This window comes from Microcoleus sp. B3-D7 (assembly GCF_036705305.1).
In the GTDB taxonomy this organism is placed as follows: domain Bacteria; phylum Cyanobacteriota; class Cyanobacteriia; order Cyanobacteriales; family Microcoleaceae; genus Microcoleus.
Genome location: NZ_JAUBUE010000046.1, coordinates 24,993 through 39,972 on the forward strand (window position 1 = coordinate 24,993; position 14,980 = coordinate 39,972).

A 14,980-nucleotide genomic window follows, 5' to 3' on the forward strand; every position below is an offset into this window, starting at 1 on the left:
GGCATCTAACCTAGGAGCTCTGGATGAAGGTCGAGCTAATTCTTAAAAAATGAAAATAATTTGCAGTTTGCAATTTGTATTTTCCCGGACGATTTCAATGCGATCGATAAATTCTCGAAAGTAAAACCTGCGTTCTGATTCTGATAAATCGAGCCAAAATTGTGGAAGGGAAACAGTTTGGGCCGTTTCTCGCAAGTTTACTGGGGGTAGTTGCGCTAATTTGCTTTGCAGTTCGGCAATTTCGGTGCGGATTTTGTAGGCTCTAAACTCTGCCGTTTCGGTGTCTAATATGCCGCTGTCAATCAGGGCGGAAAGTTGCTCTATGATTTCTTGTTTGGATGCGATCGCCCTGACAATTCCTGCTTTAATTCCATTCATATTTGGCATTTGCAACCCAGCAACAGCATCGGGTAAATCCCGACAAATACCGGCAATGGTTAATTGCAATACTTCATCGTAGGAAAGGCCGCTACATTTAGGCTGTTTTGGACAGTTAATCGGTCGCAAATAAAGGTATTCTTTTTCTTGGCGGTAGGAGGTGACTTTGGCAACTGTCATCGGCGATTTGCATTCTGCACAAATTGCTAAACCTGCGAGGGAACGTGGGGCGCTAGCGCTGCGAGGTGAAAGGCAGCGGTTACGGCGCAGTAACCTGTCTATTTGGGCTGCTTCTTCTCTGGAAATAATCGGGACGTGGGTGTTAGAAATTACTTGACCGTTTTGATATTCCAAATCGCCTCGGTAGGCGGGATTTATCAGCCAGCGGCGGCCGGTACTTACAGAGATTTTTTTGTTGTATTTCTTGGCTAAATACCGCACCGAACCTCGCAAGGAACCGTAAATTAAAAAGTGTTCAAAAAAGTCTTTGACGGTGGGGGCGGTGGTTTTATCGATCGTATAACAATCTTTGCCGCGCCGGTAGCCGTAAGGAGCCTTACCCGGTGGAATGCGGGATTTGATGCGGTTGCGCGCGTGTCCTTTGCGAATACTCCGGCTGTGTTGGCTGCGCTGGATTTCTGCGAGGATTTGCAGCAAGTTTTGGCGGTTTCGCGGTTCTGTTTCTGCTTGTACGATGATTTCGACGCCGAGGTTTTCGAGTTGGGCGAGGTACGAACAAACTTGCTGTACGGTGTCGCCGAGTTCTTCAAAACGCTGAATTAATAAGTATTTGACTGGTTCTGTTTCGCAGTCTTTGAGGAGTTGTTGCAGTTGTTGTCGCCCTCCTAAGTCTTGATAGGTGCGATCGACTTCTTGACCCCAAATTTCCGGTGCGGGTGCTGCTTCCAGTAGCGGTTCGGTGTAAGAATAAGCGATGATTTTCATCTGTTACTCGCTGAGTTCGATGATGTTGCCGTCGGGATCTTGGGTAAATAATGCCGATCGACCTGACGCGCTCATTTGAAACGGGCAATTGTGAGCGATTAACTGCTGTTTGGCTGCCTCTAAGTTAGCAACAGAAAATGCTAGATGTCGGTTGCGTCCCCATTTGGCATGGTCTACGGCATCTGGGATAATTGTGGCAGCTAAAATTAGGTGGAGCTGGAAGTCTCCGATTTGATACCAGATTCCGGGAAATTTTAAGTCTCGATCGATTTTTTGCAGTCTTAGTACGGTGCTGTAAAAGTTTTGGGATTTTTCTAGGTTGGAGATGAGTAGGGCGCTGTGGACGGAGTTAGTAATTTGCATTTTTTTGAGTATTTATTTTTTTATTGTAACCGCTGATGGAGGCAGATGAGCGCTGATGAACGCCGATTTTTTGATGTTGGTTGAGTTTTTGATATGATAACATTGTGAGTCGCTCTTAATATATCCATTATCAAGTCTTGTAACAAACAACTGCCCGCTGGGAGTGTTTTTAACAATGGTTTCTCAAAAAAGTGCGATCGTCTCCAGATCGGGCAAATTCCGTCTCCGCAATGTCTTGGTAGTTCCCTTTGTTCTCCAAATTTTGGCGGCTGTTGGCTGCGTTGGCTATCTCTCTTACAGAAACGGAGAGCAGATAGTTAACGATATTGTTAGTCAGTTGCGGCAGGAAGTGAGTGCGAGAGTTTACGAACGTGTTCAAACCTATCTGGAAGCTCCGCCATTGGTGAATCAGATCAATCAGGATGCTGTACCTTTGGGGGTGTTGAACTTTGACGATTTGGAACAAGCACGACCCTATTTTTGGAAACAAGTTCTGCAATTTAATTCGATCGGTCACGCGGGAATTGCCAACGAAAAAGGTCAGTACCTGCGTGTGGGTTGGGTAAATCGGCTGGTTGGACTTGAACAACCTCAGCTTGCCCAGCAACTGGTTTCCGGGGGTGGCGACTTGATATATTACAACCTTGACGCTGATGGAAACCCCACAAAAATTGACAAAACTACGCCCAATTATGACGTTCGCACGCGCCCTTTTTACAGAGTTGTTGTTGAGAAGAAACAGGCAGCTTGGAGTGAAGTTTATATTAATTTTGGCTACGGTACGCTGCAAATTAATGCGAGTCTACCCTATTATGATCCCGAAGGGAAACTAATTGGTGTGCTGACTTGCCAGATGGGACTAGATCAAATTCGTCACTTCTTGCAAACCTTAAGGGTGGGTAATTCCGGTCAAGTATTTATCATTGAGCCCCAGGGTGAATTAATAGCCACCTCGCTTAAAGAACAGCCTCTTTCAGTGGGAAAAGGCAAAGATACAAAGCGGCTCAAAGCACAGGAAAGCAGCAACCCATTGATGCGTCAAAGTGTGGTTTATCTGCTCGATCAATTCAAGCGTTTGGAAGACATCCATCAAACTGTTCAACTTGACTTTAAGCTAAACGGTGAGCGGCAATTTATCCAAGTTTCTCCGCTAACTGACAAGTACGGTCTCAATTGGCTGATTGTAGTAGTAGTTCCTGAAGCCGACTTTATGGCGCAAATTTATGCTAACACTCGCCAGACATTTTTGCTGTGTATTGTGGCTCTAATTGTCTCTGTTGGAGTGGGTATTTTCACCGCTAGCTGGATTACTCGCCCCCTGAATCAAATTGCTCAAGCTTCAGAATATCTAGCAGGTGGTGTTCTTAACCAGAACGTTACTTCCAGTCTGATTTGGGAAATTGAAACCTTAAGAAATTCGTTTAACAGCATGGCGAGACAACAGCAAGAATCCTTTGAAACGCTAGAAGATAAAGTCAAAGAACGTACCTCTGAACTCGCCACAGCCACTAAACAAATTGCCACTCTCAACCAGCGCCTGAAAGCGGAAAATCTCCGCATGAGCTCCGAGCTCGATATGCTCAAACAAATGCAGCAGTTGATTCTGCCAAAACCTGCTGAACTCGCAGCGATTGAAGATTTAGATATTGCCGGATTTATGGAGCCAGCCTCGGAAGTAGGCGGTGATTACTACGACGTACTTTGTACTAACGGGGTTGTCACGATTTGCATTGGTGATGTCACCGGACACGGATTAGAAAGTGGCATTTTGATGGTGATGACTCAAGCTGCTGTCCGCACTCTTCAGGAAATGCAAGAATCCGATCCGGTGCGTTTTTTAGATACCCTCAACCGCACTATTTATAAAAATGTCCAGCGCATGAACTCCGACAAAAATATGACACTGGCTTTGCTAAACTATGCGGAGCGAACCATTAGTATCAGCGGTCAACATGAGGAAATTCTTGTGATCAGGAAAGGTGGTCAAATCCAGCGGATAGACACCATAAATTTAGGATTTCCGCTCGCCTTAGATGAGGATATTTCCGAGTGGATTAGCCATGTTTTAGTAGACTTAGAGCCGGGGGATGGGGTGGTGCTTTATACTGACGGCATCCCCGAAGCTAGAAACATACACAAAAAATTCTACGGTATCGAAAGACTCTGTGAAGTGGTTTCTCAAAACTGGCATTTGAGCGCCGAACAAATCAAGGAAGCCACCATCGCTGATTTGCGAAAATTTATTGGAGAACAAAAGGTATTTGATGACATTACTTTGCTAGTATTGAAGCAACAGGGAAATATTGTACATAATTTATGATTGACGGTGGTCAACCCGGTTTCTACCAGGGGTCTTGGATTTAGTTGTCAAGCATCGAAGCAGAAACAGGATTTCGAGTTCCGCGTGTGTAAGTTATAATAATTTACAGCGAGGAAGTCAAACAATTTTTCGCTTCCACATTGGGAAGTATAAATTATGAAACCACAAATAAATTTAGCACCATCTAAATCTCCCGAAGAGCTCCATACGCAGCTACAGGAGTTGAGTGAAAAACTTGAGGAAGTAGAGGATGAAAAAAATAGCTATGAAACCTTAGTAGAAATTATCACGCAACACTCCACGGATCTGGAAAACCAGATCCGTCATAAAAACCGAGAGATGCAGACTTACATCGAGCAGGTAAAAAAAGTTATAGATGCAGCTATTGCTGTAAAAAACAATAGCTTTCAACCCCAGATATTGTCAGATGTGGCAGCGCGCAGTGATGCACTGGGAGAACTGGCACAGGTATTTGCCCATATGGTGCAAACGGTGAAAGCGCGGGAACAAGAATTAGAGAAACTTTTGCAGGCTTACGGACGTTTTGTTCCCGATGAATTTCTCCAATTTCTCGGCAAGCAAAGCATGGTTGATTTCCAGCTTGGAGATCACGTGAGCAAAGAGATGGCAATTATGTTTTCCGATATGCGTTCCTTCACCACGATGGCGGAGCAAATGACTCCTCAAGAAAACTTTGACTTCATCAATAACTATTTACAGCAAATTAGTCCCGAAATTCGTAAGCACAACGGTTTTATTGTCAAGTATATAGGAGATGGGGTTATGGCAGTCTTTCCTGATGGCGTGGATGATGCTATTCAGGCAGGAATTGTGAAATTGGAGCAGTTGCAGAAATACAATCAAAGCCGTAAAATAAATGGGGATATACCGCTGAAGATTGGCATTGGTATCCATGTGGGTGATACGATGGTTGGGATTATTGGAGATGCGAATCGGATGCAAGCAGATGCGCTCTCAGATCATGTCAATCTCACCGCTCGTCTGGAAGGTTTGACTAAGTATTATGGCGTATCTTTATTAATTTCTGGAGATGTGGTACAACGTTTGAGTCAACCCGAAAAGTATCATATCCGTTTTTTAGATCGGGCTATTGTCAAAGGTAGACAAGAAGCCATTACAGTTTGTGAGGTGTTAGATGTTGAAGTAGAGCCAGTGCGATCGCTCAAAATTCAAACTTTGCCTATATTTGAGGAGGGACTCCAAGAATATTGTCAGGGAAACTTTGCTAAGGCCATAGCTTGTTTTGAACAGATAGTAGCACTAAATCCAGATGACAAGCCAAGTCAACTTTACCTAAAACGCATCCAATTGCTGTTAGAAAATAGTCTTCCTGCTAACTGGAATGGCGTGTGGAAATTTACTCAGAAGTGACATGAATACATCAATTGGAGATAAAAACATCATGACATCTGGAAGCTTAAAAACAATGACACAAATCTTTGGAGAATTCATTGAAGATTTTCCTCCTGAACACGACTCCCTAGAACTTACATTTACTCCCAGTTCTCGCCCGATCAAACAGCGCTGGCGCAACAATCGGCTTTCAGCTCATTTTGTAGCCGATTATTTGTCTAGCTTTCTACCGGTGGATGAGGAGGATGCTAGCAGTGAGAAACGGATAAAAGAAAGCAAAGGAGCTGTTAGCTATGTCGCCAACGAGCTGTTAGAAAATGCGATAAAATTTAATAAGGATGATATCAATTACAAGGTCAGATTTGGTATACATTTTATTGGTGAAACCGAGGTGACGGCGGTAATTTTTGCCAGTAATAGTGTCAATCCAGAAGGGGCGAAGAAGTTGAAGGAGTTTATTGAAGAAATTCTCGATTCCGATCCCAATGAACTTTATTTGCAGCAGCTTGAAAAGAATGCGGAATCTGAAAGCGATACCTCGGGATTGGGATTGCTGACGATGATTAATGACTATTCAGCTAAGATAGGTTGGAAATTCGATCGCAGGCCAGATAGTGATACCATCATTGTTACGACTGTCGTTCAAATTAGGGTCTAGTTTCTAGCATTTCAATATTTACTCTCTTGTGCGATCGCAATATATTAGTCAGGAAACCAAATCACAATGGGCATTCAAGAAATTAAAGGTGAAGATTACAGCATTCAGTACGATCCAGAATCAGTCACAGTCACTTTCCAAGGCGAACTCAGCCTGAGTGGCCCTCCAGAATATGCCCCAATAGCCGAATTGTTAGATGAGGTCGCCAATGGCGAACCGCCTACTATTACCTTGAACCTAAAACAATTGGAATTTGTTAACAGTTCTGGTATCAGTATGCTGTCTAAATTTGTCATTAGCGTCCGGAAAAAGAAAACGATTCAACTTTTGGTATTGGGTTCAAATGATATTCCTTGGCAACAGAAATCTCTCAGAAATTTAGAAAAGCTGTTGCCAACTTTGAAGCTAGAATTAGCGTAGGATATGTGTAAATTTTAACTACAGTTAACACAGGCGGGACGCCCGTGCCACACACAGTTAACACAGGCAGGACGCCCGTGCAACAGTTAACATAGATAAATGTGGATGATTAGTAAATTGCTTAAGTTTGCTGGATCGGCAGTTCAATGATAAACTCGGTTCCCTTGCCGGGTTCCGACTCGCACCGAAGCGATCCTCGGTGATTGTCTACTAAGATTTTGTAGACAATAGACAATCCTAAACCGGTACCTTTACCGATTTCCTTGGTGGTGAAAAACTGCTCGAACATTCGCTCTTTTATCTGTGGTGTCATTCCGGGCCCCGTGTCAGCAATCCGCACTCTCACGCGATCGGGCCCAGCTAATTCTGTGGTTATCGAAATTTTGAGCGCAGCATAGGGCTGATTTTGTGATGTCTCGTCCAAAGCATCGATGGCATTGGTAATTAAATTCATAAATACTTGATTTAGCTGTCCTGAATAACACTCTACATGAGGCAATTTTCCATAATTTTTAATTACTTGAATGTCGCGACGGTCTATTTGAGAATTGAGACGGTTTCGCAAAATTAACACGGTGCTATCAATGCTGTCGTGCAAGTCGCACATGGTCATGTTACTGTTATCGGTTCGCGAAAAATTGCCCATAGATTTGACAATTTCGCGAATGCGATTGGAACCCATTTGCATGGAAGAGATAACTTTAGGCAAGTCTTCAACTAGAAAACCAAGATCTATCTCTTCGATTTTAGCTGTGATTTCTGGACAGGGATTGGGATAGCATTCTTGATAGAGACACAGCAGGTGCAACAAATCTTGAGTATAAATTGCGGCATGGCTCAAGTTGCCGTAAATAAAACTAACTGGGTTATTAATTTCGTGGACGATACTAGCCATTAACGCCCCCAGCGAAGACATTTTTTCGCTGTGGAGGAGTTGAGCTTGAGTTTGTTTTAGTTCGCGAAGTGCGCGATCGAGCTGGGCGGCTTGAGCTTCCGCTTTCGAGGTAGCAGCACAACTTTCTTGATAAAGTTCTACCTGTTTGAGGTCGATTTCAAATTGTTCTATTTCGCTTTCTTGCTGGTATTGACTCACCACGGCATCGAAAGCTTCTAGCAAGTCGCCGCCCGCTGCTTCGACAATGTACAGCAGGTGGGGATTTTCCAGCATGAGTTCGGCATCGGGAACTTGCACCAATGCTTTTATTCGATCGATATATGCGCGCACTTGCTTGTCTAAATACAGTGGCGGCTCAAAATACATTGCCTTGAGGGCGCCTGAAGGGGGACTCACTAAGTTGACGCTGCTACCAATATTAATTAAGTCGCGGTGCGATTTTTCCATAAGCTCGATCGCTTCTAACAAATTCACCCGCAGTTGGGATCTTTCTACCCCATTCTGAGAGCAAACTAACCTCATGCAAAAAAAAGCCGTTCGTTGGGAAAGCATTCGCTGGCGGCCGCTGATGTTAATTACCGCAGCACTAATTTTTCTGGCTGTCGTAATTTCTTCCAGATTAAAATAGTTCCTCATTGCCGCCATTGGTAATATCCCCGACTCAACTAAATGTCTGTAGCTCGTGCTGACACAAGATTTAAGAGCCATAAAAATAATTGTACAAGACACTAATCAATATATTCTGTATTTCCTAATAAAGTAGTATACTAAAACACAATTATTGGCACTTGGTGGCTTATCACACTTTTTATGATTAGGCTTCTTGCACAGTTTTTCTTAATTATTCAAAAATTCACAAGTCAACTTCGCCATAATTTGAGCTTGAGTTTGCGGCAAGCCGTGATCAGCATTGGGAATAATTGCTAACTCTGCCCCCGGTATCTCGTTAGCGTAGGTTTCACAGTGCCATAGAGGAATTGTTTCGTCACTATCTGCTGCGATGACTAAGGTAGGAATTTGCAATTGGTGAATTTCTTTTTCTACTGTATCAACTGCATCTTCTGGCCGCATCCGACTCATTAAAAATGACCTTGCTACTGGTTGAGACATTAACTCCCTGCGCCACCCAGAAATTTGCTGCAATTGCTCACTTTTTCCCGCTAAACTAGCAAAAGGTTTTGCCAACTGCAAGGCCCAATCAACGGCTGGGGTTTCCCACAACAGCGGCCGCAAAGCATCGTATTGACCGCAAAAACTGTCCTCCCGAATTCCGGCTGGTGCTGCTAACACTAAACTGCTCACAGAATTAGGATATTTGAGGGAATATGCAGATGCTACTCAACCGCCAAAAGAATGTCCGATGATGCAGCATGGTTCGATATTTAGTTGTTCTACAACTTGCCACACAAAAGCAACTTCTACAGCTACGTCGTAGCGGATTTCTGGTTTGCTGGATTCTCCAAAACCCAACATATCTAAACTGATGCACCGAAACTGAGATTGCAATAACTCAATTAATGGCAGCCAGCAAGTCTTTTCTCCTAAGAAACCGTGCAGCATCAATAAGGGTCTGCCGCACCCGATGTCGAGGTAGGCGGCTGTTTGGGTGGTGCTATTGACAAATGTACTTAATATGTGCTTTTGTCCTGCAAGTGCTTGAGACTGCATGGGACTCGACTCCTGATAGGTAAGAAATTTTTGTAAAGAATTGTAACAAAAAAGCAGTCCAAAGGTTAAACTTCATTACGGAGTACACAGTTAGAAATAGACCATGATATTGTCTATGATTATTAGAAAATACTACAAACTCAAAGCAGGAGAACACTTTGAACTCTACTTTAAAACAGTACCCGGCTTGCTCTCTTCGCGAAGATGTCAGTGAGTACGTAGCACACCTACAGCTTCACATGACTTTACAAGCTCGCAACTTGCTCCCTACCATTACCACCGCTAAGGATAGTCGCGAACAACTGTTGCAGCAGACTCAGGCTCATTTTGAGAAACGAGTTTCTCGACAAGCTATTTAAACAAATTTTACGATCGCCCGCGGTCGATCGAACTTTCGCACATTTCAGCATCCCAGAAACCCGGTAGCCTCAACAATACCGGGTTTCTTTTCGGCTAATTATGCAGGGGGCCCGGTTTTGGGTAATATGCGTTCGGTGTGTTTTAAATTTAATGTCTATGCGAATTTCGATTATTGCATTTTTGACTTTGGCGGCGCTGGGTGGCGGCCAATTGGCAGCGCGGGCGATCGATCCGAGTGCCACACCGACTGAGGCGGAGTTTAGAGAGGGAACCGCAGAGGCGCAGAGGGCGCAGAGGGAGGATGAGGTCATTGGTGATAACTTAACGTCAAACCGACCGTCTCTCTTGTTTGTAGCGAAGTCTAGATCCCCCCTAACCCCCCTTAATAAGGGGGGGACAAGAAATATACTCAAAGTCCCCCTTCTTAAGGGGGATTTAGGGGGATCTAGACTTGATGACAAGCGACATTTGTTATCGCTTCCAGTCTTAAATAGTCACCAATCGGATGAGGTGAACCCAACTGTGCAGGATTTGCCGGCATCCGATGAGCTCGCAGCTTCTCCAGAAGTACGCGCGGCGCAGCTATCTCCTAGTGAATCGCCCTCATATCGTTTCCGGTTGCATCACAATAATAAAATTGAGTCAACAGTTAACACTCAACCATTGAGTTTTTCCACCCGGAGTCCACAGTCAACAGTCACCAGTCAACAGTCAACAATCATTCCGGTGCAACCGGAATTGATATCACTCAAGTCCAGCCACAATAAAGATTTTACATCGTTAAAAACTCCGGCGACGATCGCGGCAAACCCCGAAATCCCCGAAGCAGTAAACAGCAACGCCCGACAGCTAGGCGGTACTCTACAAATCAGTCAAGCAGGCAACGCTGAGGGCGTTTACGTTGCAGAGGTGAAAATTCGCTTTGTCAATTCCCGAGGCGAAGCTGTTGATAAAAAAGGGAATCCGGTTGAGGGCAGAATTTCGGAAGATTTTATCCGAGGTGAGCTCAAACTCAAGGCGGGGGATAACTACAGCCGGGAAGTTGTACGATCGGACTTGCAGCAGTTGCAGCAATTGGGATTGTTTGACAAGGTTACGGTTTCGATCGAAGAAGTTGGCACGGATGTTAATGTAATCTACAACGTTCAAGAGCGATCGGCTCGATCTTTTAGCGTAAGTGCCAGTCTTAGTGATGATGTTGGCGTTGCTGTTCCTCTTTCCTATACCGATCGAACTTTCGGCACAACGCCACAGCGGCTAGCGGTGGATCTTCAGCCCAGCCTCCGAGGTATCCAGTACGATGTCCAGTTTGTCAGCCCTTACGTTGCCGCCGAAGACCGTTTGGGATACAGTGTGAGAGCTTTTGGCGATCGCAGAATATCGGAAATTTTCAACAAAGATATTGATTTGCCCAACGGGAACCGAGTTCGGGAAATTCGGATGGGGGGAAATCTCAGGTTTACCAGACCTTTGGGCGATTGGCAATCGACTTTGGGACTGAACTATACAAACATCAGTACGCGCGATCGCAACTTAAATATCGCCCGCCGCGACGAACTCGGCAATCCTCTCACATTCAGCGGCAGCGGCGTTGACGAGTTATACACTGTTTCTTTTGGCGCAATGCGCGATCGGCGGGACAATCCCTTCAACCCCACCAGTGGCTCGATTCTCAGCCTCAGCACCGAGCAGTCGATACCTCTGGGACGAGGTAACATTGTGAGCAACAGGCTGTTAGCAAATTATATACACTATGTACCACTAACTTTCCTGGGGCTCAGCGAGTCCGAAGCCTTGCCCGAAATGCTGGCTTTTAACTTGCAAGCGGGTACGGTAATCGGGGATTTGCCACCAACGGAAGCTTTTCGCCTCGGCGGCCGCAATTCCGTGCGGGGTTACGATAGCGGGGATATTGGCAGTGGCCGGAGTTATTTTTTGGCTTCCGGCGAATATCGGTTCCCTGTGGGTCAGGATGTGGGCGGCGTAATATTTGTTGATTTTGCGTCGGATTTAGGAACAGGAGATAGCGTACTCGGAAAACCGGCGGTAGTCAGGGACAAACCGGGGACTGGGGCAGGTGTTGGGGTGGGTGTGAGGGTGCGATCGTCCTTTGGATTAATTCGCTTAGATATGGCTGTTAGCGACTCCGGCGACCTCAAATTTATACTCGGTACAAAGCAACGTTTTTAACAGTAGTACAACAGATCGGTTAAACCACAATCTTAAACAGATTTTGCGCGACTCAATTGCCGCCAAAGCCGTTGGCAGGGTATCATCAAACCTACCGGCCTCGGCTGGCGGGGTGTCGGTAATTGCTGCTAAGGATTGGGCGAGTTGTCGATCAATAATTGAGTTGGATTTCTTTGCTCAACCCAACCTCCAAAGTGGTACTAATCGAAATTGAGTAAAATACAGCACCTCGGTAAGGACACAACAATGTTGTATCCCTACTGTGTGGTAGACAATTGACAATTGCTATATTTATTTAGGCTCGTAAATGCTTAACGCTTTGGTTTCTTTACATCAACAGTTTTCGGCTTAGCCGCCGGAGTGCGCGGATAAAACTTAAACTTATTGAGCGCAGCACTTGCCGATTTAGCCACACCGCTATCTATATCTCGCAAAGCTTTTTGTAGCAGCGGAATCACTTTTTCAGACTTAATCATTGCTAGTGCTTCCACAGCAGCTTGGCGGACCTCCGGCTGAATATCTTGAGCTAATTTTCCCAAGGTTTCTATTGCCCGCTGACCTTCTGCTCTCAGAGCATTAGCAGCAGCCATTTTACCTAAAGCAGACGCTGCAAACTTGCGGGTTTCTTTGTCCTGACTTTGAACACATCCCATCAACTGCGGTAGGGAATAGCTTGTTGCTTGTCTGGTAATTGGAAGCTGTGGTTCTACTGCTGGTTGATGTAAATCAATTTGTTGTGGTTCCGAAAAATCTGTGTAATTTAACTCTTCTTGAACTTCTGTTTGATTTAACTCACTTGACTGTTCCTGCCAAACTTCTTCTTGTGGTAAATATTTTCCAAATTCTGTGGGATTTAACTGACTGAACTGCTCCTCCGGGACTTCTTGTTGTACATTACTCTCGTACTGATCTTGCAAAGACCTGATAGTAGCTTGCATCTGAGCTTCGTGCTCTCTCAACTGCTCGTGAGCCGCTTGCAACTGACTCTCGTATTGCTCTTGCAAAGCCTCCATATTTAACTGCATCTCAACCTCGCGGTTCTCATATTCCTCGGCAATTTGCCTCAAGCGAATTTCGTGTTCATTTTGCAGGTTTTGCAAATGTTGCTCCATCTGAGCTTGATAATTTATATGCAATTCGTCAGCAACTCTGAGTAAATGATGTTCGTGTTCAGCTTGCAAAGATTGGATATTTTGCTGCATCCTAGCATTGTTAGCGACTTCTAATTCCTCGCTGATTTGTCGCCGCAGCTCGTACTCGTCTACGCTGGCAACTGGTTGGATCTGACTGTCGCGTTCGGCCAAAACTTGTTGGAGCTGATTTTCATATTGAGCCGCAACTTGTTTGAGCTGGTTTTCGTATTGGGTAGTAACTTGTCTGAGTAAATTTTCGTGTTCGATAGTAGCTTTTCTAAGCTGATTTTCGCGTTCTTGTTGCTGAGATTCGACAGCTTGTCGCACCCGAGACATCTGAGCTAATTCTATTTCTTCACTAATTCTGCTAGTTTGCTGCAAGTATTCTTGTTTTTGCTTGTTTAAGCGCTTTTCCACTAACCAGTAAGCAACTGCTACCCCTGCCAAAAAACCTAAGATCGCTCCTATGATACCCACAACTGAGATCCTCCCGACAAAATAGTGATGCTGGACTTTTTACATTTAACCATACAGCCTCCTGTAACCGCCCAGTAGCAACAGCCAGCCTGTCACTGCTAGCCAGTGAACCGCCACCGCAGGCCAGATAGAACCGCTTTGCAGGTATGCGAGGGAGCACGCAACTCCCAAAATTGCCGCCAGTAGCAAAAACACTGGATTCATAAAGGTCGATCGACCAACCGGGTAAAAAGTTAGCGCGTTCAGCGGGTGGTAAACTACAAAAACCGCCAAACTCGCACATCCCCAAACCCACAGCATTAACCCAGAAGCCTTCTCGAACGGGTGCGGCAGCATTAACACCCGGAACAATAATTCCTCGGTGATGCCCGGACTTAACAAACAGCCAAGAAGCACTCCCACAATTGTACGCCGAGAGGTTTGCACGTCTACTTTTAGAAATCCCGACCAAAAACCCACGGAAAGAGCGATCGAAGTGTAAACCAGCGCGAGCATAGCTGCAACCAGCCAATCAGTGAAATCGGGAATAGTTGAAAAAGCCAGGGTGATACGGCGTATCAGGAATCCCGGCAGCGAGATCGCACTAAAATTTAACATAATCAAACTGATCCTTAAAATTTTCAAACAGATGTTAGCAGTAAGTTGAGCCGTTTATTATGCAAAACCAATCATTGCCGCCCGTCAGAGTTCGCGTTTTTGTTTCCGGATTAGTTCAAGGAGTAGGATACCGATATTCAACGAGGAATCAAGCAAAGTATTTCGGCCTGGGCGGCTGGGTAAGAAACCTGCCCGATGGGCGCGTCGAGGCTGTCTTTGAAGGAGCCAAAAAAGCTGTGGAAGAAATGATTAGTTGGTGCCGCCGCGGCCCCACCGGTGCTACGGTTAGTGAGTTGGTTTTGGAATACGAAGACCCGGAGGGCGAGTGCACTTTTGAGATCCGCCGATAAAACAATAAAGGAAATAAACTGCGGTTGAAACCGCTACTATACAAACGAAGTCTGCCTAGTCTACGGCAGGCTTCGCCCAAGCAGACTAAAGAATAAATCCGATAAAAAGCGCGAATTTGGTATTGCCAATTGATCAATGATGAGCAAGTTGACTTAAATTAGCAAACAACTGAGCAACTTTGGTCAAATCTTTATCTCCCGGCGCTATTTCTACGCCGCTAGAAAGATCAACACCGCTGAAGTTATTGCCGATCGCGCTATCAATTGCATTTAAAATATTATCGGGTGTTAAACCGCCCGCCAGCAACCAAGGACACTGCGGTCTAAACTCTGATAACATCCTCCAGTCGATCTTTTTACCAGTACCGCCCAATTGCTCTGGATGGTAAGCATCCAGTAGTAAAGTATCGACACGAACAGCATAAACAGCAGCGGTGGCTAAAGTTTCAGGAGTCTTAACTCTCAGGGCTTTGATAATTTCAATTCCCGGCAAAAACTCCCGCAGTCGATTGCAATATTCCCCTGTTTCATCTCCATGCAACTGCACCCCGCTTAAATTTGACTCTGCCGCTACTTGACATATATTTTCTATTGTGGTGTTGGCAAAAACGCCGATGCGATCGACATTTTCCGGCAACTGCTCGACAATCAGGCGAATTGTTTCTGGGCTGACATAGCGGGGGGAAGCCGGCACGCAGATAAACCCTAAAGCCTGGGCTCCCAAACGGGCGATCGCAATTCCTTGGTCTAATTTAGTGATTCCGCAAATTTTAACCCGCACTCTTCCTCCTCGGTTCCGCAGTTGTATCAAAATATCAACGAATTGTTAACTATTAAAACAAATCTTAGTTT

At 45.1% G+C, this 14,980-nt stretch carries 15 protein-coding genes; 7 read left to right on the forward strand and 8 right to left on the reverse strand.

Features of this window, described 5'->3' with window-relative positions; translation table 11 throughout:
- Positions 1-42: 42 nt before the first annotated feature.
- Positions 43-1,323 carry a recombinase family protein gene (locus QUB25_RS24005; protein ID WP_333186890.1) on the reverse strand — a complete coding sequence of 427 codons (1,281 nt, stop codon included), beginning with the start codon at positions 1,321-1,323 and terminating at the stop codon, positions 43-45.
- 3 nt (positions 1,324-1,326) lie between these two features.
- Complete coding sequence (locus QUB25_RS24010; RefSeq protein WP_333059399.1) at positions 1,327-1,686, reverse strand: VOC family protein; 360 nt, start codon at positions 1,684-1,686, stop codon at positions 1,327-1,329.
- 175 nt (positions 1,687-1,861) lie between these two features.
- Between QUB25_RS24010 and QUB25_RS24015 the strand changes: the two genes are divergently transcribed.
- From QUB25_RS24015 to QUB25_RS24030, 4 genes are all read left to right on the forward strand, one after another.
- On the forward strand, positions 1,862-4,006 hold the full coding sequence (locus QUB25_RS24015) for a SpoIIE family protein phosphatase (protein ID WP_333186892.1): 2,145 nt from the start codon (positions 1,862-1,864) through the stop codon (positions 4,004-4,006).
- 156 nt (positions 4,007-4,162) lie between these two features.
- Positions 4,163-5,398, forward strand: coding sequence for an adenylate/guanylate cyclase domain-containing protein (locus QUB25_RS24020; protein ID WP_333186895.1), 1,236 nt, complete (start codon positions 4,163-4,165; stop codon positions 5,396-5,398).
- Positions 5,399-5,429: 31 nt separating this feature from the next.
- Positions 5,430-6,038: a DUF6272 family protein gene (locus QUB25_RS24025; RefSeq protein WP_333059402.1), complete on the forward strand. Its 609-nt coding sequence runs from the start codon at positions 5,430-5,432 to the stop codon at positions 6,036-6,038.
- 66 nt (positions 6,039-6,104) lie between these two features.
- The gene (locus tag QUB25_RS24030; RefSeq protein ID WP_333040608.1) at positions 6,105-6,458 is read left to right on the forward strand and encodes a slr1659 superfamily regulator; all 354 of its coding nucleotides are present in this window, start codon (positions 6,105-6,107) and stop codon (positions 6,456-6,458) included.
- 121 nt (positions 6,459-6,579) lie between these two features.
- Here the strand turns inward: QUB25_RS24030 and QUB25_RS24035 are convergent, their stop codons facing one another.
- The 3 genes from QUB25_RS24035 to QUB25_RS24045 form a co-directional block, all read right to left on the reverse strand.
- Positions 6,580-8,061: an ATP-binding protein gene (locus QUB25_RS24035; protein WP_333186898.1), complete on the reverse strand. Its 1,482-nt coding sequence runs from the start codon at positions 8,059-8,061 to the stop codon at positions 6,580-6,582.
- A 129-nt stretch (positions 8,062-8,190) separates the two neighbouring features.
- Complete coding sequence (locus tag QUB25_RS24040) at positions 8,191-8,655, reverse strand: alpha/beta hydrolase (RefSeq protein WP_333059404.1); 465 nt, start codon at positions 8,653-8,655, stop codon at positions 8,191-8,193.
- A 36-nt stretch (positions 8,656-8,691) separates the two neighbouring features.
- Positions 8,692-9,021, reverse strand: a complete 330-nt coding sequence (locus QUB25_RS24045) for an alpha/beta fold hydrolase (protein ID WP_333186901.1) — start codon at positions 9,019-9,021, stop codon at positions 8,692-8,694.
- A gap of 158 nt (positions 9,022-9,179) precedes the next feature.
- On the opposite strand from QUB25_RS24045, the gene QUB25_RS24050 reads away from it, so the two are divergent.
- Both QUB25_RS24050 and QUB25_RS24055 read left to right on the forward strand, forming a co-directional pair.
- Entirely contained in the window at positions 9,180-9,380 is a 201-nt protein-coding gene (locus QUB25_RS24050) for a hypothetical protein (RefSeq protein WP_006634481.1), read from the forward strand.
- Between the two features lie 100 nt (positions 9,381-9,480).
- Positions 9,481-11,571 carry a BamA/TamA family outer membrane protein gene (locus QUB25_RS24055; protein WP_445251981.1) on the forward strand — a complete coding sequence of 697 codons (2,091 nt, stop codon included), beginning with the start codon at positions 9,481-9,483 and terminating at the stop codon, positions 11,569-11,571.
- A 311-nt stretch (positions 11,572-11,882) separates the two neighbouring features.
- Here QUB25_RS24055 and QUB25_RS24060 read toward each other — a convergent pair whose 3' ends face one another.
- Entirely contained in the window at positions 11,883-13,181 is a 1,299-nt protein-coding gene (locus tag QUB25_RS24060; protein ID WP_333186906.1) for a HEAT repeat domain-containing protein, read from the reverse strand.
- A gap of 45 nt (positions 13,182-13,226) precedes the next feature.
- Positions 13,227-13,778 carry a CPBP family glutamic-type intramembrane protease gene (locus QUB25_RS24065; protein WP_333186908.1) on the reverse strand — a complete coding sequence of 184 codons (552 nt, stop codon included), beginning with the start codon at positions 13,776-13,778 and terminating at the stop codon, positions 13,227-13,229.
- A gap of 59 nt (positions 13,779-13,837) precedes the next feature.
- On the opposite strand from QUB25_RS24065, the gene QUB25_RS24070 reads away from it, so the two are divergent.
- A complete protein-coding gene (locus QUB25_RS24070; RefSeq protein WP_333186911.1) occupies positions 13,838-14,128 on the forward strand; it encodes an acylphosphatase in 291 nt (96 codons plus the stop codon).
- Between the two features lie 133 nt (positions 14,129-14,261).
- On the opposite strand, the gene QUB25_RS24075 is transcribed toward QUB25_RS24070, so the two are convergent.
- Complete coding sequence (locus QUB25_RS24075) at positions 14,262-14,909, reverse strand: phosphoribosylanthranilate isomerase (RefSeq protein WP_333186912.1); 648 nt, start codon at positions 14,907-14,909, stop codon at positions 14,262-14,264.
- Positions 14,910-14,980: the final 71 nt, after the last annotated feature.

Excerpts from the sequence above, each read along its gene's own strand:
- QUB25_RS24005 (WP_333186890.1), bottom strand. The coding sequence starts at position 1,323 with ATGAAAATCATCGCTTATTCTTACACCGAACCGCTACTGGAAGCAGCA.
- QUB25_RS24010 (WP_333059399.1), bottom strand. The coding sequence starts at position 1,686 with ATGCAAATTACTAACTCCGTCCACAGCGCCCTACTCATCTCCAACCTA.
- QUB25_RS24015 (WP_333186892.1), top strand. The coding sequence starts at position 1,862 with ATGGTTTCTCAAAAAAGTGCGATCGTCTCCAGATCGGGCAAATTCCGT.
- QUB25_RS24020 (WP_333186895.1), top strand. The coding sequence starts at position 4,163 with ATGAAACCACAAATAAATTTAGCACCATCTAAATCTCCCGAAGAGCTC.
- QUB25_RS24025 (WP_333059402.1), top strand. The coding sequence starts at position 5,430 with ATGACATCTGGAAGCTTAAAAACAATGACACAAATCTTTGGAGAATTC.
- QUB25_RS24030 (WP_333040608.1), top strand. The coding sequence starts at position 6,105 with ATGGGCATTCAAGAAATTAAAGGTGAAGATTACAGCATTCAGTACGAT.
- QUB25_RS24035 (WP_333186898.1), bottom strand. The coding sequence starts at position 8,061 with ATGGCTCTTAAATCTTGTGTCAGCACGAGCTACAGACATTTAGTTGAG.
- QUB25_RS24045 (WP_333186901.1), bottom strand. The coding sequence starts at position 9,021 with ATGCAGTCTCAAGCACTTGCAGGACAAAAGCACATATTAAGTACATTT.
- QUB25_RS24055 (WP_445251981.1), top strand. The coding sequence starts at position 9,481 with ATGCAGGGGGCCCGGTTTTGGGTAATATGCGTTCGGTGTGTTTTAAAT.
- QUB25_RS24065 (WP_333186908.1), bottom strand. The coding sequence starts at position 13,778 with ATGTTAAATTTTAGTGCGATCTCGCTGCCGGGATTCCTGATACGCCGT.
- QUB25_RS24070 (WP_333186911.1), top strand. The coding sequence starts at position 13,838 with ATGCAAAACCAATCATTGCCGCCCGTCAGAGTTCGCGTTTTTGTTTCC.